Here is a 21,694-nt window from a genome sequence, read left to right on the forward strand (position 1 = left end):
GTTGCAGGCGCCGGGCGGCAATGTGCAGCCGGCACTTTTCTCGCCTCAGTTCGGGAGAAGCCCCTGCGAAAGACATGCCGGCCTGGCCAGATCCGTATGAGCGCCTAGAAGACCTTGCCTTCCTTGAGGTGGGTCGTCGTGCCGTTCAGCAGGTAATCGCCGACGATGCGGGATTTGTGCAGCAGCGGATTGTGATTGAGCACGGTGCGGATATTGCGCCAGTGGCGATCGAAATTGTATTTGCGCGAGGTGACCGAGCCGCCACCCAGTTCGAACATGCGCTCGGCGGTGCGGGGGCCGAGCTGGCCCAGGACGATCTGCACCCGTGCCGTGGTGAGCGCGCTGGCGAGCAGCGACGCTTCGATCTGGGCCTCGTCATTCGTCGCGAAGGCCGCGACCGTGTGATCGAGGGCGCGAGCGCCTTCGGCCAGCAGGGCATCGATGGCCAGGGAGTTGGCGGCGATCTCGCCGATCACCTGTTGCACGAAATGGTCTTGGCGGGCGGTTTCCGCGGTGCTGTGGGCGGCGGAGCGGGCCTGCTTGCGTACATAGTCCAAGCCATCGGCCAACACGTTGCGCACGGCGCCGCCGGCGCTGGCCGCCAAGTGAAGCTGGCGGAGCGTCGAGCAGTGACGACCGACGAGATTTTCGAGGCTACGGCGGGCGAATTCGTGCGGGAACACTTCGACATTGTCGAGGATGACGCCACCACTGGCGGTGAGGCGCTGGCCCATGCCGTCCCAATCGTCCAGAATCTGAATGCCCGGACGATCGACCGGCAGCAGCACCCCAACAATCTGTCCGCCTTCATCGAGCGCGCTGAACGAGGCGAAATCGGCAAAGGCCGTGCCGGTGGCGTACCATTTTCGGCCATTGAGGCGGAAGCTGTCGCCCTGGCGAACGATGGTAGTGGTAACCTCTCCCGGCCGGGCCGTGCCCTGTTCGGTATGGGCGCCGGCAAACAGCTTGCCGGCCAGGATCAGCTCGATGGCCCCGGCGTCCCGCTGGGTGGGCGCGCTGAGGACGACGTTCTCGACATAGTTGAAATGCGAGCGCAGGGCGTGGGCGACGTTGGAACCGGCCGCGCCAATGGCGGCGATCAGTTCGATATAGTCGACGACCGAGCCGCCCGGTCCGCCCAGGGCGACCGGAACGCGCAGCGCGCTGAGCCCCGACTCCCGGAACAGGCGGAAAGCCTCGAATGGCAATTGCCGGTCGAGATCGCGCTGGGCCGCGCCCTTGGCGATCTCGGCCACCAATGCCGGCACTCGCGACAGCAAGTCCTCACGCGAGGGCCGGGGTTGGATTGGGCGTTCTTTAAGGAGGGAGGTCATGGTTCAGCGCGCTCCGATCATTGCTGCAGCCAGATGTCGGCGCCGTTGCTCCATAGGTCCTCGACGCCCACCTTCAGGTTCTGCACGCGCTTGTCATAGATGGTGAGCACGGCGGGCGTGACGATATCGAGCGTGGGCAGATCTTCCACCACGATGCGCTGGAACTGGTTGAACAGCTCGACGCGCTTGGCCTGATCGACCTCGACGGCCGCCGCTTCGAGCAGGCGGTCGACTTCGGGGTTGGAATATTTCGAGCCATTGGTGAAGGGCACGCCGGGCTTGAAATTCTTGGACCAGTAAAGCCGCTGGATGCCCACGGTAGGATCATAAAGATTGCTCATGCCCTCGATGGCGATGTCGAAATCGCGATCGGTGAACACGCGCTTGACGAAGGTGGCGAAATCCTGCGTGCGCAGCTCGACCTGGATGCCGACCTTGGCGAGGGCCTGGGCGAAATATTCGGCGGTCTGCTTGGGCGGGCCCGAGGGCTGGGTCGGGTCGATGAACAGCTTGAAGCGCCAGCCATCGGCGCCCTTGGGATAGCCGGCCTCGTCGAGCAGGGCATCGGCCTTGGCCGGATCGAACTCGTATTTGGGCAGATCGGGCGTGAAGAAGCGGGTGAGATCGGGGCTGACCGGGCCATCAAGGCGGGTGGCGTAGCCGAGATAGATGGTGTTGACGATGAAGTCCTTGTCCACCGCATGGGCAATGGCGTGGCGCACCTTGATATCGGCCAGATAGGGATTTTCGAGATTGAATTCGGCGCGGGCAATACTGGGGGAATAAGGCGCAGGGCGGGTATCGACCACCAGGTTCGGATTGGCCTTGAGGCGCTCGACATCGGTCAGCGGAATATTGGTGGTCGAGACCTGAACTTCGCCGGTTTCGATGGCGGCGACGGCAGCGGCCGGATCGATAATGAAGCGGAAGATGATCTGGTCAAGATGAGGCTTGGGGGCGCCCCAATAATTCTCGTTACGGGTGAACAGGGCGTGGCTGCCGCGCACCCACTCGACGAATTTATAGGGTCCGGTGCCGATCGGCGCCGCATTGTGCGGGTTCTCGGGAATATTGGTGCCTTCATAGAGATGCTTGGGCACGATCGGCGCTTCGAAGCTGGCAAAGGCGCTGAGCAGGAATGGCGCGGGCTTGGAGAGGATCAGTTCGACCTCGTTGGGTGCCAGCACATTCGCCTGTTCGACCGAGGCAAAGGTGGCGCGACCGCGGGGATGATGCTCCTTGAGCGCCAGGATTGAGAAGGCGACGTCTTCGGCGGTGAAATCCTCGCCGTCATGCCACTTCACGCCCTCGCGCAGCTTGAACCAATAGCGCAGGCCATCCTCGGCGACGGTCCATTCGGTGGCCAGCAGCGGCTGCGGATTGAAATCCTCGTCATAGGTCAAAAGGCTCTCGGTGGCCTTGCCGCTGATGTAATAAGCGGCGCCGGCGCTGTGGGCGATGAGCACCAGCACGGGAGGCTCGGTGCCGATATTGATGGAGATGCTGCCGCCCTGCACGGGCTCGCTCTGTGCAAAGGACGGCCCGGACCAGGCAGTAACCGCAGCGATGGCAGCCGTGGACAACAGGAACGCGCGGCGGGTGAGCGGCAATATGCGCGGGTTGCGGATCGACATCAGAAGTATTCCCCGTTGATGCGGCCTGGCTCAGGCACGGGCCGCAGATGATCTTGGCCACCCAAATCGGGGAGGCGGCTTAAAGCATATAATCTCTAGTAATTTAATCGAGATACTAGATTGCTGCCGTTTCGACACCGGAGAAAAAGCGCGGGTGCGACGCGGCGCCTGGGGAGAATAATATGGCGGCGAGGCGTGCCGAGGCGGGTTGGCGACCCGAGGCACCACGCGCCGTTCAGGCGAAAGATTTTCTGCGTCCCGGCAGAGTGCCGAAATGTCGCTCCGCGTCGGCGTCCGAAAACGCAATCGACAATCTCTATCAATTGAATAGACTTAAACCCCGCACACGAGGTGAACCATGACCGTGATCGAAACCGGCAAATCGCGCATTGCGATCAATCCCCGCATTGTCATGCGTAGAAAGGCTGCCGAACTGCTGGTGCTGGCCGGCACGAGCCTGGCCTTTGTCTTCGCGCTCGCCATCGCCTTCGGCTTCATCAGCGGCTGAGCCAATCACCAGGAGCTTTCCAATGGCATCCGAATTTATCGGTCACACTTCCAATCGCGAGGGCTCCGACATCGTGCCCACGAGCGGCCCGGTGATCGACAAGACCTATATAAGCAATCACGTGCAGGCGGCGGAGGCGGCCGGGATCGACCGGCTGCTGATCGGGCAGTTTGCGCAATGGCCGGATAACAACCAGATCGCCGCCTATGTGTTCGGCCAGACCGAGCGGATCGGCGCCCTACTCGCGCATCGCCCGGGCCTGATGGCGCCGACGCTGGGTGCGCGGCAATTGGCGACGCTGGACCAGTTTTCCGAGGGCCGGGTTTGGGTCCACATCATCACCGGCGGCTCCGATGCCGATCAGGCGCGGGACGGCGATTTCGAGGATCACGACACCCGCTATGCCCGCACCGACGAATATATCGAGGTGCTCAAGAAGGTCTGGGAGAGCGACGCTCCGTTCGACCATGAGGGGCGGTTCTACAAGTTCAAGGGCGCTTTCAGCCAGGTGAAACCGTTCCAAAAGCCGCGCATTCCGATTTCGTTCGGCGGCTCGTCGGACGCGGCCATCGCGGTAGCCGGCAAGCATGCCGATATCTATGCGCTATGGGGCGAACCGCTCGATGGCACGCGCGAAACCATTGCCAAGGTGCGCGCCGCCGCCATTGCCAATGGCCGCGATCCCAATGCCATCCGCTTCACGCTGGCTTTCCGCACCATTGTCGCCGAGACCGAGGACCAGGCTTGGTCCAATGCCGCCGACATCCTCGAAAAGGTAAAGGCCGGCGTGGCACGGCAGGCGGGCGGCAATGGCGAGAAGCTACCGGCCAATGTCGGGTCGGTCCGCCTGCGGGAAGCGGCCAAGCGCGGCAAGGTGCTCGACAAGCGGCTATGGACCGAAGTGGCCGAAGCCAGCGGCGCCGGCGGCAATTCCACCGCTTTGGTCGGCAATCCCGAACAGGTGGCCGAAGCCATGCTCGACTATTACGACGCCGGCATTTCCAACTTCCTGGTGCGCGGCTTTTATCCCACCGCCGACACGGTGACCTATGGCCGCGATGTCGTGCCGCTGGTCAAGGCCGGCATTGCCGAACGCGAAGCAAGGAAGGTCGCCGCAGAATGAGTACGTCGCTCGATATCGTCGATATCCATACCCATCTCTGGCCGCCAGCCTGGGGCGCGGGTGGCAAATATGCCAAGCCGGCCGGTTCGTTCTCGCCCGAGATCTTCCGCAAGATCACGACGCCGGCCGCATTGGTCGATGAATTCAAGGCGGCCGGGGTGTCGCTGGCAGTGGTCACAGCGACTATCGAAAGCCTGTTCGGCACCGAGGGCCCGGTGGATTTCGGCGCTATCGCCGAGGCCAATGACTGGCTTGCGAGCCTGATCGCGACCGAGCCGTCGCTGGCGGCCTTCGCCGTCACCGACGTGTTTGCCGGTGAGGCAGGTGCGCGAGAAGCCGAACGGGCCATCGTCGATCTGGGGCTCTCTGGCCTCGTCATCGACTCCTCGCGCGGGGGTAAGTTCCTGGCCGACCCATCGGCCCGGCCGACGCTCGAGGTGGCGGCGCGTCACCGCGTGCCGGTCTTCGTGCATCCGGTGGCCCATCCCAATTCTGATGTGCTGATCGCCGGGGCCGGCATGCTGGGCAATTCGCTGGGCCGCGGCTTGATGAATGGGGTGGCGTTCCTGTCCATCATCCAGTCGTCCATTCTCGACGACCTGCCCGATCTGCATCTGGTGTTCGCGACGCTTGGCCTGGGGGGTGTCGTGCAGGCGGCGCGTGGTGGCATCTATGGTCGCACAGAGCGGCAGCGGCAGCCGCGTCCCAATATCTATTTCGACACGATGGGCGCCGATCCGGCCATCGTGCGCCTGCTGGTGGGTTTCTTTGGCGCCGAGCGCGTGCTAGCCGGCACCGATTGGCCGATCTTGCCGGCGCTGCAGGCGGAAAGCCTGGCCGCCAATCTTGCCGAAGCGGGTCTGAACGAAGCCGAGCAGCGGCTGGTCGCCGGTGGCAATGCGCGGCGCCTCCTGGCCCTGCGCAAGACGCAGGCACAGGCCGCCGAATAAGCGGATAGTTCGTAGTTTCGCGCCGGCCAAGGCAGCATAGCAAAAGGCCCGCAGATTGCTCCGCGGGCCTTTCATATTCAAACGTTTGGCGCTTACGCGACCTTCTGGGTCCGGCTCAGGGGAATGACCTGGGCGGTGCCGGCGGCGGAGCGGGCGACGCGACCTTCGATGGGGTGGCCCGGATCGGTGAAGCCGGGCGTCGAGGGATGGCCGGTTGCGACCAGGCGATCGACCAGCGCTTCATCTTCGGCATCGAGCTTGACGTCGAGCGCCCGGATATAGCCATCCCACTGCTCTTCGGTGCGCGGACCGGCAATGGCCGAGGTGATGAGCTGGTTGTTCAGCACCCAGGCCAGCGCGAAATCGGCGGCGGCGATGCCCTTGGCTTCGGCATGGGCGGCAACTTGCTTCGCGATGGCGATGGATTCCTCGCGGAATTCCACATCATGCATGCGCTTGTCGCCGCGGCCGGCGCGGGTATCGGCGCCTGGTGCCTCGCCGATATTGTATTTGCCGGTCAGGATGCCGCGCGCCAGCGGGCTATAGGAAACATTGCCCAGGCCATTGGCCACGGCGGCCGGCAATTGCTCGGCCTCGGCGGTGCGATTGACGATGTTGTAGAGCGGCTGGCTGGCGATCGGGCGGTCAATGCCGAGCTGGTCGGCCAGATAGGCCACTTCGGCAATGCGCCAGCCGCGGAAGTTCGAGACGCCGAAATAGCGCAGCTTGCCGGCCTTGATCAGGTCGGCAATCGCCCGCACTGGCTCTTCCAGCGAGGCATCGAACACGGCGCGGTGGAAATAGATGATGTCGATATAATCGGTCTTGAGATTACGCAGGCTGTTTTCGACCGTTTCGAAGACCCATTTGCGCGAATAGCCGCCCTTGTTGGGGTTCTTGCTGCGCGAATTGACGAATTTGGTGGCCACGACCCAGTCGTCGCGATTGGCCTTGATGCCCTGGCCGACCACCTGCTCGGATTTGCCGTCATGATAGACGTCGGCGGTATCGATGAAATTGATGCCTTGGTCATGTGCCTTGTCGATGATGCGGAACGCAACATCGTCGGGCGTCTGGTTGCCAAACATCATGCTGCCGAGGGTGATTGGCGACACCTTGAGGGCGCTGCGCCCGAGGTAACGGTAGTCGACCATTGCTATTCTCCGTAAGCTAAGCGACGCGGCTGCGTCTTGTGGGGATAGAAGCGAAATGTGCCGTTAAGTGGCGGCGAGTTCGCGTGCTGCACGCGGATGGGCCACGCGGGCACCACCCTTGTCATTGGCCGCGGCGATCAGCGCGCGGGTATAGTCGGTTTTCGGCGACCGCCAGATGGTCCTGTGGTCGCTCTCCTCGACGATCCGGGCATCCTTCATCACGATCACCCGGTCTGAGACGTACTGGACCACGGCAAGATCGTGCGAGATGAAGAGGTAGGATAGACCCAGCGAGGTCTTGAGGTCGACCAGCAGATTGAGAATCTGCGCCTGGATCGAGACGTCAAGCGCCGAGACCGGTTCGTCGCAGATGACGAGCGACGGCCGCAGGATCAGCGCGCGGGCAATGCCGATGCGCTGGCGCTGCCCGCCGGAAAATTCATGCGGGTAGCGATCGGCGACATTGGACGGCAGGCGAACATGCTCGAAGGTTTCGTTGAGACGGCGGCGGCGTTCCGCAGCGTCCCTGACGCCGTGCACGATCAGTGGCGCCTCAAGAATGTCGCGGATGGTCTTGCGCGGATTGAGCGAGCCAAACGGATCCTGGAAGATCATCTGCAGGTCGCGCCGCACCGGCTGCAGCTGATTGGGCGAGAGCGCGGTAATGTCCCGGCCTTGGAAGACGATGCTGCCCTGCTGGGTATTGACCAGTCGCATGATGGCCTTGGAGAGGGTCGACTTGCCGCTGCCGGATTCGCCCACAATGCCGAGGGTTTCGCCCTTGGCGAGAGTCAGCGAGACATTGTCGAGCGCCCGATTGGCGCGCTGTCTGGTCTGGTAGGTCACCGAGAGGTCGCGCACGGCCAGCAGGGGTTCGGCAGTGGCAGGCGTCGTTGGCAGGCGTTTTGCCGGCGGCTTCACGTCGTAGACATTGCGGCCATCGGCGCCGCGCACCACACGCACCTCGGCGAGTGACTGGGCGGAGTAGTGCACTTCCTCGTCGAGCCGAATGGAGGCCTGGGTCAGACCGCTCGTATAGGGATGCCGGCCGGGCCGGAACAGGTCGGGCGTCGCCAGCTCTTCCAGCTTGTCGCCGTGATACATGACCACGACCCGATCGCTCCAGCGCGACACCAGGCCCAGATCGTGGGTGATGAGCAGCAGGCCCATGGACAGCTTGTGGCGCAATTCATCGAGCAGTTCGAGAATCTGCGCCTGGATCGTTGCGTCGAGTGCGGTGGTGGGCTCGTCAGCGATGAGCAGCTTGGGCCTGCAGGCCACGGCCATGGCGATCATCACGCGCTGGCGCTGGCCGCCGGAGAGCTGATGGGGGAAATCATCGACGCGTTTGGCCGGCTCGGGGATTTTCACCAGATCAAGCAGTTCGATGGCCCGTTCGCGCGCCGCCTTGTGCGACAGTTTTTCATGCAGGCGCAGCACTTCGACGATCTGGTTGCCGATGCTCGCCACCGGATTGAGCGAGGTCATCGGCTCCTGAAAGATCATGGCGATGTCGCGGCCGCGCACCTTGCGCATGTCACGTTCGGAGAGGGCCAGCAGGTCCTGGCCTTCGAAACTGATGCGGCCATTGGGAATCCGGGCGTTGCGGGGTAGCAGGCGCATCAGCGCCAGGGCGCTCAGCGATTTGCCGGAGCCGGATTCGCCCACCACGGCCAGCGTCTCGCCGCGGTCGATGTGAAAGTTCAGCCGTTTGACCGGATCGGTTGTGCCGAAACGGATGGTGAGATCTTCGACGTCCAGCAGGCGGCTGGTATTGGCTGGGCGGGACTGCGCCAGCGTCGGGGTGATCGCGTTCATGCCCGTTCCTCCGAAAAGCGTGGATTGAGGGCGTCGTTAAGGCCATCGCCGATCAGGTTGAGCGCCAGCACGGTGAAGACGATGGCAAGACCCGGCAGCAGCGTCAGATACCAGGCGGTGCGGATCAGCTCACGGCCGCTGCCGATCATCGAGCCCCAGCTGACCACGTTGGGATCGCCCAGCCCCATGAAGCTCAGCGCCGATTCCATCAGGATGGCCGTTGCCACCATGACCGAGGCGGTGACGATCAGCGGCGGTAGAGCATTGGGCAGCACTTCCTGGAAGATGATGCGGGCATTGCCGAAGCCCAGGCTACGGGCGGCCATGACGTAATCCTTCTCGCGAATGGCGCGGAATTCGGCACGGGTCAGGCGCGCCACCATGGGCCAGCTGACAATGGCGATGGCGATGGTCACGGTCAGTGCGGAGGGCTGCAGGATGGCGACCAGCACGACAAGCAGCACGAAGTTCGGCAGCGTCTGGAATATCTCGATGATGCGCACCAGCACGTCATCGACCCAGCCGCCAAAATAGCCGGCAGTCGCCCCGACCAGTACGCCGACGGTCAGGCCCAGCGCAGTGGCGGCAAGCCCCACGAACAGGGAAATGCGCGAGCCGTGGACAATGCCGGCCAGCACGTCGCGGCCCATGGAATCGCTGCCCAGGGGATAGGCGGCGTCTTGCCCGGGCCACAGGAAAGGCTTGGTCACCATGCCCAGCGGATCGCCGGGGAAGATAAGGGGGGCAATCAGCGCGATGACGACCATGATGCCCAGGAAGACCAGGCCGAACAGCGCATTGGGATTGCGCAGGAACAGCCTCAGTTCACGCCAGCCGGCCGGGACGGTAACGGTGGCAGTGAGCGTGGTGCGCGCATCGGGGGCTCGCAGATTGTGCCATTCGGGCTTGGCCGGAGCCTCCGGCCTGGCCGGAACGGCGCCAACGCCGAGATCGGTCGTGGACATCAGTGTTCTCCAATCCGTGGGTCGAGCCAGGTCTGCAGCAGGTCCACCACCGCATTGGCGAAAATCACCAGCAGCGAGGACAGCAACAGAATGCCGAGCAGAACCGTGTAGTCGCGGCCCATCACGGCCTCGAAGGCGAGCCGGCCCAGACCTGGCCAGCTATAGACCGTCTCGACCACCACAGCCCCGCCCAGCATGCCGCCGATATGCATGCCAGCCATGGTGGTGATGGGAATGAGCGCATTGCGCAACACGTGGCGCAGAGTCACCGCAACGGGCGAAAGCCCCTTGGCGTAAGCGGTGCGCACGAAGTCCTGGCTGCGGACTTCCAGCATGGCGGCGCGGGTCAGACGGGCGTAGATGGCAACGTAAAACAGCGCCAGCGAAGTGGCGGGCAGCACCATATAGCGTGCCTTGTCGACGATAGCGGCCCACCCCGTGAGGTTGGAGCCGATGGTCCCTGCCCCGCCGCTGGGCAGCCAACCCAGCGTTACCGAGAACAGCACGATTAGCATCAGCCCGATCCAGAAGCCGGGAATTGAATAGAACAGCAGCGAGAAGATCGACAGCAACCGGTCCGGCAGGCGGCCGGCGAAGAAGGACATGACCGAACCCAGGGCAAGGCCGATCAGGATGGCGATGGCCAGCGCCATGGCCATCAGAGTCAGCGTGCCCGGCAGGCGCTGGCCGATCAGGTCCATGACCGGCATGCCATAGCGCGGTGAAAACCCTAGGCTGAAATGGGCGAGATTGTTGAGATAATTGGCGAGCTGGACCAACACTGGATTGTCGAGCCCGAAGCGGGTCCGCAATGCAGCCATGGATTCTGCGGTGGCAGAACCCGCCTCCCCGGCCATCAGGTCGGCCGCGTCGCCAGGGGCCAGTTGCAGCAGGAAGAAGTTGAGGATGATGATCCCCAGAACGGTGGGGATAGCCTGCAACAACGTTCGCCGCAACGATCGGGCGGTTCTGGCCAGCGCTGACATAAGCAAGCTCTCTTGATGTGCTTCGAATGGCCGGGAACGGCCGGTTGCTGCGACAAGCCGGGGCGGTTCGCAGCTCCTGAATTTTATTGTTGACTAACTTTATAGGCTTTGTCAAACGTGTTTCAGAAAATCCATCCTGTCATTACGGCTTTTCAGGAACTAGCTTCCTCAATCAGGCGAATATGATCTTCTGTAAGCAAGTTTTTGCCAATCCAAGGGTGGGTGAGCAATTTTCAACTCTCTGCACTGCAGGGCTTGGAAAATGCTCTTCGGCTGGATTGAGACGCAGCGGCCGGCAGCGACGGCCATCACCGACGGAGAGGCATGATGACGCTCAAGAATGCAATTTCGGAAATCTGGTACACGCGCTGCCCGGTGCCTACGCCGGTGGGGCTCGCAGTGCAACTAGGCCTGCTTGATGAGACCTTTGCGCGCGAAGGCATCAAGCTTAACTCGATCATCGACAGCAAGGATCGCGCCGTTCGGTCCAGCCATTTCGATCATCACCTGAGCTATTCCTTCCGCCATGGCGGCAATGTGCCGCCGATCCGCGCCCGTTCGGAAGGCAATCCAACCCGGCTGGTCGGCATCACGTGGACCGACGAATTCCAGGCCATCATCACCCTGCCTGAGACCGGCATCAAGACGACGAAGGACCTCGTCGGCCGCCGCTTCGGCGTGGCGCGCCGCCCCGAAGGCATTGTCGATTTCATGCATGCGACCGCGCTCAAGGGACTGGTTTCGGCGCTCTCGCTGGAAGGGCTCTCGCACAAACAAGTCGAGATCGTCGATATCCATCTGACCGATTCCGTGCTGGACGGGCGCGAGGGGCCGCAGCTCTATGGTCTGCGCAATCGCCAGGCTTATGGCGCCGAAATCGCGGCGCTGCTGCGCAGCGAGGTCGATGCAATTTATGTGAAGGGCACGCCGGGCATCAGCGTCGCGAACCTGTTTGCTACCCACACCGTGGCCGAGTTCGGTTTCCATCCCGATCCGAAAATCCGCATTAATTCCGGCTCGCCGCGGGTGCTGACTGTTGACGAGCGCCTCGCCGAGGACCGGCCCGACCTCGTCACCAAGCTGATCGGCACGCTGCAGCAGGCCAGTGCCTGGGCTGAAACGCATCCCGACGACGTGCGTCGCTTCGTGGCTAGGGAAGTTGGAGCCTCCGAGGAAGTAGTCGCGGCTGCCAACGGCCCCGAGCTGCATCGCCATCTCGGCATAGGGCTTGAGCCCGAGTTGATCGACGCCATCGGCCACTACAAGGATTTCCTGCATGAATGGGGGTTCCTCAAGGCCAATTTCGACATCAACGACTGGGTCGATCGCCGTCCCTATGACGCGCTCGACGCCCGCGCTGTCGCCTGAACGGAGCCAGCCATGACCACGGATTTCGCGCCCTACCTGGAAAAGGCGGAGCAATTGGGCAAACGGTTTGCCCTGACCGCCCGGCATTATGACGAAACTGGCGATTTTCCTTTCGCCAATTTCGACGCACTCTATGAGGCGGGCCTTCTGGGTCTGGTGACAGCCACCGAGCATGGCGGGCTGGGCGGCGGGTTGAGCGAGGCGCTGGCGGTGGTTTCGTCGGTAGCGCGAGGCGAACCCTCCACCGCCCTGGTGCTGGCCATGCATTACAGCCAGCACTATTCCATGCGCGCCTCCGGCAAGTGGCCGGACCACTTGATCGAGCGGGTCACCAAGGCCAATCGCGACGGGGTGGCGCTGCTCAATGCCGCTCAGGTCGAGCCTCGCGTCGGCTCGCCCTCGCATGGTTCGCCACCCGAAACCATTGCCCGCAAGGTGGGCAATCAGTGGCGCATCACAGGCCACAAGACCTATGCCACCGGCATTCCGCTGCTGAAATGGGTTGCCGTGCTCGCCATCACCGACGAGCCCGAGCCACGTCTTGGCTCGTTCCTCGTGCCGACCGATGCCGATGGCATTCGCGTCGAGAAGACCTGGAATGCCACCGGCATGCGCGCCACCAATAGCGATGACCTCATCCTCGACGATGTTGCTATCCCACTTGAAGACGTTATTGACATCGCGCCGGCCAGCGAAGGGCTCAGGCGCGATGAACGTCAGGGTGCCTGGTATTTTTCGCTGGTACCGGCGATTTATGATGGCGCGGCGCGCGGTGCCCGCGACTGGCTGATCGAATTCACCACGACCCGCGCCCCGGCAAGCCTGGGCGCGCCGCTATCCACCCTGCCCCGCATCCAGGATGGGTTGGGTCAGATCGAAGTCTGGCTCACCACCAACCGGCGCCTGCTGCGATCGATCGCCGAGGATTATGACAACGGGCGTCCATTCGGCCCCGACGCCGCGGCGGTCAAGCATGTGGTGATCGAGAATGCCATCGCGGTGACGACGCTGGCGCTCGATCTGGGCGGCAATCCCGGCATCAGCCGCGACAATCCGCTGGAGCGCCACCATCGCGATGCCCTTTCGGGCAAGGCGCATGCGCCGCAGAACAACATGATCCGCATCATTCTGGCCAAGGCGGCATTGGGCCGGCACGCCGCGGCAAGCGCCACGCCGCTTGAGCCCGTTCCGGTGCGCACGCACCTGCCACCCCGCCTCGCCGTCGTCGGCAGCGCGTGATCGGAGCCCCTGATGAGCCAATCAGTCTGGTATACCCGCTGCCCCGCGCCCACCCCGCTCTCCATCGCCTACCAGCTCGGCTGGGTGGAACAGCAGTTCAAGGAGGCGGGCGTCGGCGTTCGCTCGATCCGCGATAGCAAGGATCCCGCGGTGCGGGAGAGCCATTTCACCCATGCGCTGGATTTCTCGTTCCGCCAGGGCGGCAATATTCCGCCGCTCTGGGCCCGTTCGGGCGGGCGGCAGACGCAGGTCGTCGGCGTAACCACAACCGACGAATTCCAGGCCATCATCGCCCTGCCCGGCTCCGGCATCGCCAAAGGCAGCGACCTTAGGGGCCGCCGCATTGGCGTGCCGCGCAAGCCGGGCGAGCGCATCGATTTCCAGCGCGCCACCGCGCTCAAGGGCATTGTCTCCGCGCTTTCGCTCGAGGGGCTGTCTCACACCGATGTGGAACTGATCTATCTCGACAGCCCGGAAGCCAGTTTGATCGAGACCGGCAATGCGGCCTTCCTCGGTCTCAAACGCCGCTATCCCTATGGCGAAGAGCTGCTAGCCTTGGCCAGCGGCCGGATCGACGCCTTTTTCGTCAAGGGCGCCGAGGGACTGGTGCTGGCCAACCAGATTGGCGCAGTCGTCGTGTCCGAATTCGGCTTCCATCCCGATCCACGCATTCGCGTCAACAATGGCACGCCGCGTCCGCTGACAGTCGATGCGCTCTTTCTCGAGCAGCCCCCGGACCTCGTGGCTGATCTCGTCGCCATTGTCGGCCGCGTTGCGGGCTGGGCCGAGGCACACCCGCATGATGCAGTACGGCTGATCGCCAACGAGATCGGTGTCGGCGAGGACGCCGTCTGGGCCGCCAACGGGCCAGATGTGCATCGCCATCTTGCTCTGACCTTGGATGACGAGCAGGCAGTGGCCTTCGCCCATTTCAAGACCTTCCTGCTCGAATGGGGTTTTATCCCGGCTGATTTCGACGTGGCAGGCTGGTTCGCGCCGGCTCCCCTGGAGGCGGCTACACGCCGCAATGCGGCATGAGCGCCCCGATCCTGGTGACCGGGGCCACCGGGCGGCTGGGCCAATTGGTAACCGCAAGGTTGCTCGAACAGAACCAGCGCGTCCGGGTCTTCACCCGGAGGCCCGAAGCGGCGCGGGCCTTGTTCGGCGCCAGGGTCGAGATTGCTCCAGGCGATTTCGCCGATCGGGATTCGTTGCATAAAGCGCTGGCCGGCACCCGCAAGCTTTTCCTGCTGTCCCCGATCAGCGAAAGCCTAGTCGAGGAACAGATCGCCGCGGCCGGCGCCGCCGCTATCGAGGGCGGCTCACGCATCGTCAAAATTTCGGGGTCCGACTGGACCATCGATCCGCCGGGCGTCTCGATTTCGGGCGACGCCCATGCGGCGGTCGAATGGCATCTACGCGGCCTCAGTATCGAACATGTCTGCATCCGTCCCAATGCCTGGATGCAGGTCGCACTCCTCAACACGATCAGGCAGGCCATGACTGGCCAAGTGCTCAATGCGCGACATGGCACAGCCCGCGTCGCCTATATCGACGCCCGCGACATTGCCGATGTGGCCGTGCATCAATTGCTGGCGCCACGAGTCGCGGACAAGCCGCTGATCATCACCGGCAACGAAGCCGTTTCGATCCGCGATATCGCCGGGATCCTGGCGCGTGTGCTGCACCGGCCGATCGGAGTTGCCGAGACTTCGGGAAGCGTCGCGCCGCTGCTGGGTGATGGGTTCGAGCATCGCGCCGTTGCCCAGTTCGGTACGTTGATCGCCGCCGGCCGGGCGGCCACGGTCACCCGCGTAGTGCCCGAACTGCTCGGCCATGCGCCACGCACGGTCAAAGCCTTCATCACCGAACATTTCGCCGCCGACGCGGCGCTTGCAGGCTAGCCGTTCGCGGCCGAATTAGAGAAAGACCCATCATGTCCATCGTCGTCTTCGGCGCGTCCGGCAATATCGGCAGCAATATCCGCAAGGAGGCGTTGTCGCGCGGCCATCGCGTCACGGCGGTTACCCGCTCGGCCAAGCTGGCGCCAGAGCCTAACCTGACGGCGCTTTCGGCCGATATCGCCAATGCCGACGATGTCGCAAAGATCGCCGCAGGCCACGACGCGGTGATCAGTGCCTATAGCCCGGGCCTGCGCAACTACTCTGCGGAAGACGCGGCCGAGTTGATCCGCAAGGCCCATGACGGCCTGTTCGCTGGCGTCAAGCAGGCGGGGGTCAAGCGGCTGATCATCGTGGGTGGCGTGGGGAGCCTCGAGGCCAGTCCGGGCGTCGATGTGGTCGATAGCGATTTCTACCCGGCCGGCCACAAGGCGCATACTTTGCGCAACCGCGAGATCCTGCGCAGTCTCAAGCGGGGCGAGCATGACCTGGACTGGACCTATGTGTCGCCGCCGCTCACCATCAAACCTGGCGAGCGCACCGGGCGCTTTCGGCTCGGCGGCGATCAATTGCTGCGCGACGACGATGGCGAAAGCCGGATTTCGGAAGCCGATTTCGCCATCGCCGTGCTCAATGCGCTGGAGCAGAACACCTTCATCCGTCAGCGTTTTACGGCGGCGTATTAAGCGTAGGTCTAGCGCAATTGATCGGGGCTTTCCGGGCCGAGGACGAAATGTGCATTGCGCCGAAAGGCTTGCTTTCCGCGACTGACAGAAAATCATTCTTTTGAATTCCGCCGAGTAGCCGGATGCTCGAGGCAGCATTTGACCACAGGAGCTCCGGCATGACCCATCGCACGATCAGCAAGCAGACCCTTATCGATTGGCTCGGCGATGGCGCCGAATTGGCAGTCCTCGACATTCGCCCCGCCGCGGATGTCGGCTACGCCTCCCCGCTTTTCGCCACCAATCTACCGGCCGACCGGCTCGACGCCGAAATCGACCGCTTCATCCCGCGCCGCGTCGTGCGCACGGTACTGGTCGATGACGGCAAGGGCACGGCCCAAGCCGCCGTCGCCCGCCTCGCCGCTGCCGGATGGAGCAATATCCAGGCCCTTGAAGGCGGCATTCCCGCCTGGATCGAAGGTGGCCTCGACAATCTGCCAACTTTCGACATTCCCGGCGTCCCCTTCGTCACCAAGGTCCGCGACGAAAAGGGCACCCCGGTCGTCACCGCCACCGAACTCCAGGCCCTGCGCGACAAGGGCGAAGACGTAATCGTGCTCGATAGCCGCACGCTGCCCGAATACACCAGGGAGCACGTCCCCGGCGCCGTCAGCGTCCCCGGCGCCGAACTGGTCCTGCGCTTCAAGGATCTGGTCCCCTCGGCCAGCACCAAAGTTCTGGTCTCCTGCGCCGGCCTGCCCCGCGCCATCCTCGGCGCCCAGACGCTGATCGATGCCGGGGTGCCCAATTTCGTCGCCTATCTCGATGACGGCACCAAGGGCTGGACCAATGCGGGCCTCAAGCTCGAAACCGGCAAAACCGCCGCCTATGGCGAGGCCAGCGACACGGCCAGGCAATTCGCCGCCGAGCATATCGAAACCCTCTCCAAAGACGATAGCCTGCTCTATATCGATCAGGCCAATGCCGACGCCTGGGTGAACGACAAGAACCGCACCACCTACTTCCTCGATGTCCGCACCCCCGAAGAGTTCGCCGCCGGCCATCTGCCGCGCTCGATTTCCTCCGAAGGCGGCCAATTGCTCGGCGTCGCCTATCGCACCATCGCCGTGCGCGGCGCCCGCGTCATCCTGGTCGATGACCTGCTCGGCGTCCGGGCCAAGACCGTCGCCCATTGGCTCAAACGCCGCGGCTACGAAATCGCCATCCTGCTGCACGATTTCGAACAAGCCAAACTCAGCGCCGTCGCCTGATCCCTGCCGGAAGAATTGCTTTGCCCAACCGCAAAGCAATTCTTCCTCGCGCGTCGGCCGCTACCCTTACGTCCCTCCCGGAGATTTCCCCATGTCCTCGCTCTGGACACCCCGCCGGCGCCATTTTCTCGGCCTATCCGCCGCCGCCCTCGGCGCCGGCCTGTTGGCCCGCCCCACCCTCGCCCAATCGCCCCAGCATGGCGGCACGCTCGTGCTGCTATCCGGCAGCGAGCCGCCGACCCTCACCGGCATCGTGCATACCGGCGTCACCGATTTCACCGGCAAGCACAGCGAAGGCCTGCTGACCTATGATTTCGATCTCAACCCATTGCCGCTGCTGGCCACGAGCTGGGATGTCGCGCCCGACGGGCTGACCTACACATTCGGCCTCCGCCCCAATGTCAAATGGCATGACGGCCAGCCCTTCACCGCCGCCGACGTCGCCTTCTCGCTCGCCGCGATCAAGGAAGGCCACCCGCGCGGCCGCGTCACCTTCGCCGCCGTCTCCGATATCCAGACTCCCGACGATCTGACGGTCATCCTCAAGCTCGCCAAGCCAGCCCCATACCTGCTGACCGCCTTGGGCTCCTCGGAAACCCCCATCGTGCCGCGCCATCTCTACGAAGGCACCAAGGTCGACGAAAACCCACATAACAATGCCCCGGTCGGCACCGGCCCCTTTATCTTCAAGGAATGGGTGCGCGGCAGCCATGTCGAGTTCGTCCGCAACGAAAATTATTGGGATGCGCCAAGGCCCTATCTCGATCGCCTGATCATCCGCTTCATCACTGACCCGGCCGCTCGCGCCATCGCGCTGGAAACCGGCGAGGTCCATATCGGCGCCAGCACACCCATTCCGCTCAGCGATCTGGCCCGCTTCGAAACGCTGCCCAATATCGCCATCGAGCGGCGCGGCTATGGCTACAAGAACAATCTCTCGCGCATCGAATTCAACTTCGAACACCCCTTCTTCAAGGATGTGCGCGTTCGCCAGGCCTTCGCCCATACCATCGACAAATCGGTCATCCACCAGACCGTCAATTTCGGCTATGGCTCGGTGATCGAGGGGCCTATCGTTCCCTCGCTGGCCAAATATTTCGTCCCCAATCTCAAGACCTATGCCATCGACACGGCCAAGGCCGAGAGTCTGCTCGACGCGGCCGGCTTCCCGCGCGGCACCGACGGCATTCGCCAGCGCATCACGCTCGATCCCCTCGGCGGGCAGGACCTCTACAAGCGCGGCGGCGAATATATCAAGCAGGCCCTGGCCAAGGTTGGCGTCGAGGTCTCGCTGCGCTCGCAGGATTTCGCCACCTATATCAAGCGCGTCTATACCGATCGCGATTTCGATTTCACCTATCACGGCATGAGCAATCTGTTCGATCCGACAGTGGGCGTGCAGCGCCTTTATTGGAGCAAGAACTTCAAGCCCGGCATCCCCTTCACCAACGGCTCCGGCTACAATAGCCCCGCCGCCGATGCCCTGCTCGAAGCCGCCGCCATCGAAACCGATCCAGCCACCCGCTTCCAGCAATTCGCCGATTTCCAGGCGCAAATCATCGAAGACCTGCCCGATATCAGCGTCGTCAGCTCCCCCGACCTCACGCTCTACGACAAGCGCATCGCCGACCATACGACCGGTGCCGAAGGCATCGCTGGGAGCCTGGCCTACGCTCACTTCACCGCCTGACACAGCGGGAAGAATTCCTTTGCCCAGCACAAAGGAATTCTTCCTCGCGCGTCGCGCAAAGCCTGACATTGTTTACCAGCCGCGCGGCTTGCCGCCGGCGCATCCCGGATCATTGCCATGACCAATATCAGCCAAGCCTGGGGCGCCGGCCCATCCGACCGCTTCGAAACCCTCGCCGCGCCATTCCGCCCCATCTTCGCGCGTATTCGCGAGCGGGCGGTGACCCGCGATGTCGAACGCATCCTGCCGCGCGAGGAGATCGGCTGGCTGCGCGATGCCGGATTTTCAACGCTCCGCCTGCCCGTGGAGCATGACGGCCTGGGTTTCACGCTACCGGAACTGTTTGGCCTGCTGATCGAGCTTTCCGAAGCCGACCCCAACATCACCAATGCCTTTCGCAGCCATCTCGGCTTCACCGAGGACGTGCTGAACGCGCCCGCCAGCCCGTGGCGCGATGCCTGGCTCAAGCATCTGGGCAACCGCGAAATTGTCGGCAGCGGCTTTTCCGAGCTTGGCGAAGGCAAGATCGGCACTTGGTCGACGCGGCTGGTGCGCCACGGCGACGGCTGGCTGCTCAATGGCGAGAAATATTACACAACCGGCTCGCTTTATGCCGACTGGATCACGCTGGGCGCGGCCGATGGTGAGGGCAATCCTATCGGCGCGCTGGTGCCGACCGGCGCGGAGGGCGTCGAAATTCTCGATGACTGGGATGGGTTCGGGCAGGCGCTCAGCGCCAGCGGCACGGCGCGGTTCAAGGACGTGGCCATCAGCGATGACCTGTTGAAACCCACCGCCCTGCGCTTTCCCTATTCCGGCGGCTTCTTCCAACTCGTGCATCTGGCGAGCCTGGCCGGAATTGGCCGGGCAGCGGCGGGCGACCTGTCGCGTCACGTGGCCGAGCGCAAGCGCGTCTATGGCCGGGGTAATGCTGCACGGACAGCCCAGGACCCGCAGGTGCTACAAGTGGTCGGCAAGGTGCGCGGTGCGGCCTATGCCGCTGGCGCCATTACCCTTAAGGCGGCCGACGCGTTGCAGCGCTCCTATCAAGCCCACCAATCCGGCGACGCCGATGCGAAAGCCGAGGCCGACCGCAATGCCGATCTCGAGGTCAGCCAGTCGGTGACGGTGGTCACCAGCCTCATTCTCGACGCCAGTACCATCCTTTTCGACGCATTGGGCGCCTCGGCCGCCAAGCGCAGCCATGGGCTGGACCGCCACTGGCGCAATGCACGCACCATCGCCTCGCACAATCCCCGCATCTACCACGATCGCGTTGTCGGCGACTTCGCCGTCAATGGCACCACGCCCGCCCCGCATGGCGGCATCGGCGTGGCCGATACCACGCAGCAAGCGAAAGCAATCGCATGACCACGACGACACGCCGGCTCAATCTCAATGTCGGCATCAACACTACCGGCTATCTCGGCAATGCCTGGAAATATCGGACCGGTACCAAGCACGACATCAACGACCCGGATTATTACCGGCGGCTCACCGAACTCGCCCATAAGGGTGTGTTCGATGCGGTGTTCTTTTCCGATCACCCGGCGCTCGCCACCGATCCGAACGGGCGGCCCTTCCACACTATCGACCCGCTGATCCTGAGCACGGCGCTGGCGGCGCAAGTACCCGATATCGGCTTCGTCGTGACCATGTCGTCGAGCTACAATTCGCCCTTCAATCTGGCGCGGCGGACGCAGTCGACCGACATTATTTCCGGCGGCCGCCTGATCATCAATATCGTCTCCTCGTTCAATCCGGCCGTCGCCGCCAATTTCGGCAGCGAACCGCTGCCGCCGCGCGCCGCGCGCTACGCCAGAGCTTCGGAATTCCTCGACGTGGCCAAAAAACTCTGGGCCAGTTGGGATCCGGCGCGGGAGGGCGAGGTGCCGCCCGAACGGTTCTGGGATGCGTCGAGCGCCCATGCCATCGATCATGAGGGCGAGTATTTCACCATCAAGGGCCCGCTCAATGTGCCGCGCGGTCCGCAGGGCCATCCGGTAATCGCCCAGGCCGGCGCCTCCGAAGGCGGCATCGACCTGGCGGCCCGGCACGGCGAGATCATCTATTGCAACATCCTGTCGCGTCCGGCTGGGCAAGCCTTTGGCAAGAAGGTGAAGGATCGCGCGATCGCTTTGGGTCGCGACCCCGCCGGTATCCGCATCGTGCCCGGACTGGTCGTTATCCTGGGCGAGACGCGTGAGCAGGCCTTACGCAAGCACGAATTGTTTAGCGGCGCCGGCTCCGAGGACGGGCTGCTGGCCCGCTTTGCCAAGGAGAACGGCATTGATCCGGCCGATTTCGATCCCGATGCGGTGCTTGTTGGGGCTAATTTCATCCCCGACCAGAACCGCCTGATGGCAGTCGGCATGGGTCTGGGTCTGTCGGAATTGCTGACCCACGAAAAGCTCACCGCCCGCCAGGCCGTGCGGCGCTCGGAGGGACACCATCGCCTGCTGCTGGGCACGCCCGAGGAAGTGGCCGACGCGATCATCGATTTCTGGGCCGACGGCACGGTGGACGGCTACACCCTGCAGCCGCCCCGTGCGCCGGACGATATTGCCGAATTCGTGGAAAAGGTCATACCGATCCTGCAGGACCGCGGCGTTTATCCGCGCAGCTATGAGGGCAAGACCATCCGCGACCGCTACGGCCTGCCCTACCCGGCCTAACCCGCAACAACATCCGGGCCTCCGCCCGCTAATCGCCAAGCACCATGCCGGTGATGCTGCTGAACCACGTGTTCAGACATCGCAGGCCCCAGCGTACAGCGAAGCCCTCGCTCAACCGACCTCCCCCAAGGTGCGAGGCTGATTACTTCACCTATTTGCCCGACAACGCCCTGTGCGAAGCCTGGGGATGCACGGCTGTATCAACGGGCTATACGCATTTTGCCGGACTCGGCCTATCCACCGGTCCGGCATCCCTATGATCACCATTTCGTCTGGCAAAGGGGCCGGGCGTTTTCCCAACCCAGACGGAGTTTGTGGAAGTCTCAATCTTTCGCTTTCGCCGAGGAAACCATGCCACGCACCAAGCTTACCGGCCAAGAAATCGTCCAGCCGTAGAAGCGAATCCTGGGGCG

At 63.5% G+C, this 21,694-nt stretch carries 18 protein-coding genes; 12 read left to right on the top strand and 6 right to left on the bottom strand.

Going from position 1 to position 21,694, the window contains the following annotated elements; translation table 11 throughout:
- Positions 1 to 104: 104 nt before the first annotated feature.
- Positions 105 to 1,334 carry an acyl-CoA dehydrogenase family protein gene (locus tag N8A98_RS19780; RefSeq protein WP_262167911.1) on the bottom strand — a complete coding sequence of 410 codons (1,230 nt, stop codon included), beginning with the start codon at positions 1,332 to 1,334 and terminating at the stop codon, positions 105 to 107.
- A 17-nt stretch (positions 1,335 to 1,351) separates the two neighbouring features.
- Positions 1,352 to 2,968 carry an ABC transporter substrate-binding protein gene (locus N8A98_RS19785; protein WP_262167913.1) on the bottom strand — a complete coding sequence of 539 codons (1,617 nt, stop codon included), beginning with the start codon at positions 2,966 to 2,968 and terminating at the stop codon, positions 1,352 to 1,354.
- A gap of 358 nt (positions 2,969 to 3,326) precedes the next feature.
- Here N8A98_RS19785 and N8A98_RS19790 point away from each other — a divergent pair, with 358 nt between their 5' ends.
- The 3 genes from N8A98_RS19790 to N8A98_RS19800 are packed head-to-tail and all read left to right on the top strand — an operon-like array spanning position 3,327 to position 5,549.
- The gene (locus N8A98_RS19790; protein WP_262167915.1) at positions 3,327 to 3,476 is read left to right on the top strand and encodes a hypothetical protein; all 150 of its coding nucleotides are present in this window, start codon (positions 3,327 to 3,329) and stop codon (positions 3,474 to 3,476) included.
- A 22-nt stretch (positions 3,477 to 3,498) separates the two neighbouring features.
- A complete protein-coding gene (locus N8A98_RS19795; protein WP_262167916.1) occupies positions 3,499 to 4,599 on the top strand; it encodes an LLM class flavin-dependent oxidoreductase in 1,101 nt (366 codons plus the stop codon).
- Positions 4,596 to 5,549 (top strand): amidohydrolase family protein, encoded by a 954-nt coding sequence (locus N8A98_RS19800; protein ID WP_262167918.1) that lies wholly within the window; start codon positions 4,596 to 4,598, stop codon positions 5,547 to 5,549. The genes N8A98_RS19795 and N8A98_RS19800 overlap by 4 nt, the downstream gene beginning before the upstream one ends.
- Positions 5,550 to 5,641: 92 nt before the next feature.
- Here the strand turns inward: N8A98_RS19800 and N8A98_RS19805 are convergent, their stop codons facing one another.
- From N8A98_RS19805 to N8A98_RS19820, 4 genes are all read right to left on the bottom strand, one after another.
- The gene (locus N8A98_RS19805) at positions 5,642 to 6,703 is read right to left on the bottom strand and encodes an aldo/keto reductase (RefSeq protein ID WP_262167919.1); all 1,062 of its coding nucleotides are present in this window, start codon (positions 6,701 to 6,703) and stop codon (positions 5,642 to 5,644) included.
- Positions 6,704 to 6,766: 63 nt separating this feature from the next.
- Positions 6,767 to 8,521, bottom strand: a complete 1,755-nt coding sequence (locus N8A98_RS19810; protein ID WP_262167921.1) for an ABC transporter ATP-binding protein — start codon at positions 8,519 to 8,521, stop codon at positions 6,767 to 6,769.
- Entirely contained in the window at positions 8,518 to 9,486 is a 969-nt protein-coding gene (locus N8A98_RS19815; protein ID WP_262167922.1) for an ABC transporter permease, read from the bottom strand. Before N8A98_RS19815 ends, N8A98_RS19810 begins: the two co-directional genes overlap by 4 nt.
- Positions 9,486 to 10,472, bottom strand: coding sequence for an ABC transporter permease (locus N8A98_RS19820; RefSeq protein WP_262167924.1), 987 nt, complete (start codon positions 10,470 to 10,472; stop codon positions 9,486 to 9,488). The genes N8A98_RS19815 and N8A98_RS19820 overlap by 1 nt, the downstream gene beginning before the upstream one ends.
- Positions 10,473 to 10,799: 327 nt before the next feature.
- Between N8A98_RS19820 and N8A98_RS19825 the strand changes: the two genes are divergently transcribed.
- From N8A98_RS19825 to N8A98_RS19865, 9 genes are all read left to right on the top strand, one after another.
- On the top strand, positions 10,800 to 11,840 hold the full coding sequence (locus tag N8A98_RS19825) for an ABC transporter substrate-binding protein (protein WP_262167925.1): 1,041 nt from the start codon (positions 10,800 to 10,802) through the stop codon (positions 11,838 to 11,840).
- 12 nt (positions 11,841 to 11,852) lie between these two features.
- On the top strand, positions 11,853 to 13,079 hold the full coding sequence (locus N8A98_RS19830) for an acyl-CoA dehydrogenase family protein (protein ID WP_262167927.1): 1,227 nt from the start codon (positions 11,853 to 11,855) through the stop codon (positions 13,077 to 13,079).
- Between the two features lie 12 nt (positions 13,080 to 13,091).
- The gene (locus tag N8A98_RS19835; protein ID WP_262167929.1) at positions 13,092 to 14,117 is read left to right on the top strand and encodes an ABC transporter substrate-binding protein; all 1,026 of its coding nucleotides are present in this window, start codon (positions 13,092 to 13,094) and stop codon (positions 14,115 to 14,117) included.
- Positions 14,114 to 14,983, top strand: coding sequence for an NmrA family NAD(P)-binding protein (locus N8A98_RS19840; protein ID WP_262167930.1), 870 nt, complete (start codon positions 14,114 to 14,116; stop codon positions 14,981 to 14,983). Before N8A98_RS19835 ends, N8A98_RS19840 begins: the two co-directional genes overlap by 4 nt.
- A 32-nt stretch (positions 14,984 to 15,015) precedes the next feature.
- The gene (locus tag N8A98_RS19845) at positions 15,016 to 15,666 is read left to right on the top strand and encodes an NAD(P)-dependent oxidoreductase (protein WP_262167932.1); all 651 of its coding nucleotides are present in this window, start codon (positions 15,016 to 15,018) and stop codon (positions 15,664 to 15,666) included.
- Positions 15,667 to 15,824: 158 nt separating this feature from the next.
- A complete protein-coding gene (locus tag N8A98_RS19850) occupies positions 15,825 to 16,916 on the top strand; it encodes a rhodanese-like domain-containing protein (protein WP_262167933.1) in 1,092 nt (363 codons plus the stop codon).
- Positions 16,917 to 17,007: 91 nt separating this feature from the next.
- Positions 17,008 to 18,606: an ABC transporter substrate-binding protein gene (locus N8A98_RS19855; RefSeq protein WP_262167935.1), complete on the top strand. Its 1,599-nt coding sequence runs from the start codon at positions 17,008 to 17,010 to the stop codon at positions 18,604 to 18,606.
- A 117-nt stretch (positions 18,607 to 18,723) separates the two neighbouring features.
- Positions 18,724 to 19,977: an acyl-CoA dehydrogenase family protein gene (locus tag N8A98_RS19860; protein ID WP_262167936.1), complete on the top strand. Its 1,254-nt coding sequence runs from the start codon at positions 18,724 to 18,726 to the stop codon at positions 19,975 to 19,977.
- The gene (locus N8A98_RS19865) at positions 19,974 to 21,281 is read left to right on the top strand and encodes an NtaA/DmoA family FMN-dependent monooxygenase (RefSeq protein WP_262167938.1); all 1,308 of its coding nucleotides are present in this window, start codon (positions 19,974 to 19,976) and stop codon (positions 21,279 to 21,281) included. Before N8A98_RS19860 ends, N8A98_RS19865 begins: the two co-directional genes overlap by 4 nt.
- Positions 21,282 to 21,694: the final 413 nt, after the last annotated feature.

This window comes from Devosia neptuniae (assembly GCF_025452235.1).
Classification (GTDB): Bacteria; Pseudomonadota; Alphaproteobacteria; order Rhizobiales; family Devosiaceae; genus Devosia.

Bases quoted from the DNA above. Each gene is read 5' to 3' on its own strand.
- N8A98_RS19780 (WP_262167911.1), bottom strand. From the start codon at position 1,334: ATGACCTCCCTCCTTAAAGAACGCCCAATCCAACCCCGGCCCTCGCGT.
- N8A98_RS19785 (WP_262167913.1), bottom strand. From the start codon at position 2,968: ATGTCGATCCGCAACCCGCGCATATTGCCGCTCACCCGCCGCGCGTTC.
- N8A98_RS19790 (WP_262167915.1), top strand. From the start codon at position 3,327: ATGACCGTGATCGAAACCGGCAAATCGCGCATTGCGATCAATCCCCGC.
- N8A98_RS19795 (WP_262167916.1), top strand. From the start codon at position 3,499: ATGGCATCCGAATTTATCGGTCACACTTCCAATCGCGAGGGCTCCGAC.
- N8A98_RS19800 (WP_262167918.1), top strand. From the start codon at position 4,596: ATGAGTACGTCGCTCGATATCGTCGATATCCATACCCATCTCTGGCCG.
- N8A98_RS19805 (WP_262167919.1), bottom strand. From the start codon at position 6,703: ATGGTCGACTACCGTTACCTCGGGCGCAGCGCCCTCAAGGTGTCGCCA.
- N8A98_RS19810 (WP_262167921.1), bottom strand. From the start codon at position 8,521: ATGAACGCGATCACCCCGACGCTGGCGCAGTCCCGCCCAGCCAATACC.
- N8A98_RS19815 (WP_262167922.1), bottom strand. From the start codon at position 9,486: ATGTCCACGACCGATCTCGGCGTTGGCGCCGTTCCGGCCAGGCCGGAG.
- N8A98_RS19820 (WP_262167924.1), bottom strand. From the start codon at position 10,472: ATGTCAGCGCTGGCCAGAACCGCCCGATCGTTGCGGCGAACGTTGTTG.
- N8A98_RS19825 (WP_262167925.1), top strand. From the start codon at position 10,800: ATGACGCTCAAGAATGCAATTTCGGAAATCTGGTACACGCGCTGCCCG.
- N8A98_RS19830 (WP_262167927.1), top strand. From the start codon at position 11,853: ATGACCACGGATTTCGCGCCCTACCTGGAAAAGGCGGAGCAATTGGGC.
- N8A98_RS19835 (WP_262167929.1), top strand. From the start codon at position 13,092: ATGAGCCAATCAGTCTGGTATACCCGCTGCCCCGCGCCCACCCCGCTC.
- N8A98_RS19840 (WP_262167930.1), top strand. From the start codon at position 14,114: ATGAGCGCCCCGATCCTGGTGACCGGGGCCACCGGGCGGCTGGGCCAA.
- N8A98_RS19845 (WP_262167932.1), top strand. From the start codon at position 15,016: ATGTCCATCGTCGTCTTCGGCGCGTCCGGCAATATCGGCAGCAATATC.
- N8A98_RS19850 (WP_262167933.1), top strand. From the start codon at position 15,825: ATGACCCATCGCACGATCAGCAAGCAGACCCTTATCGATTGGCTCGGC.
- N8A98_RS19855 (WP_262167935.1), top strand. From the start codon at position 17,008: ATGTCCTCGCTCTGGACACCCCGCCGGCGCCATTTTCTCGGCCTATCC.
- N8A98_RS19860 (WP_262167936.1), top strand. From the start codon at position 18,724: ATGACCAATATCAGCCAAGCCTGGGGCGCCGGCCCATCCGACCGCTTC.
- N8A98_RS19865 (WP_262167938.1), top strand. From the start codon at position 19,974: ATGACCACGACGACACGCCGGCTCAATCTCAATGTCGGCATCAACACT.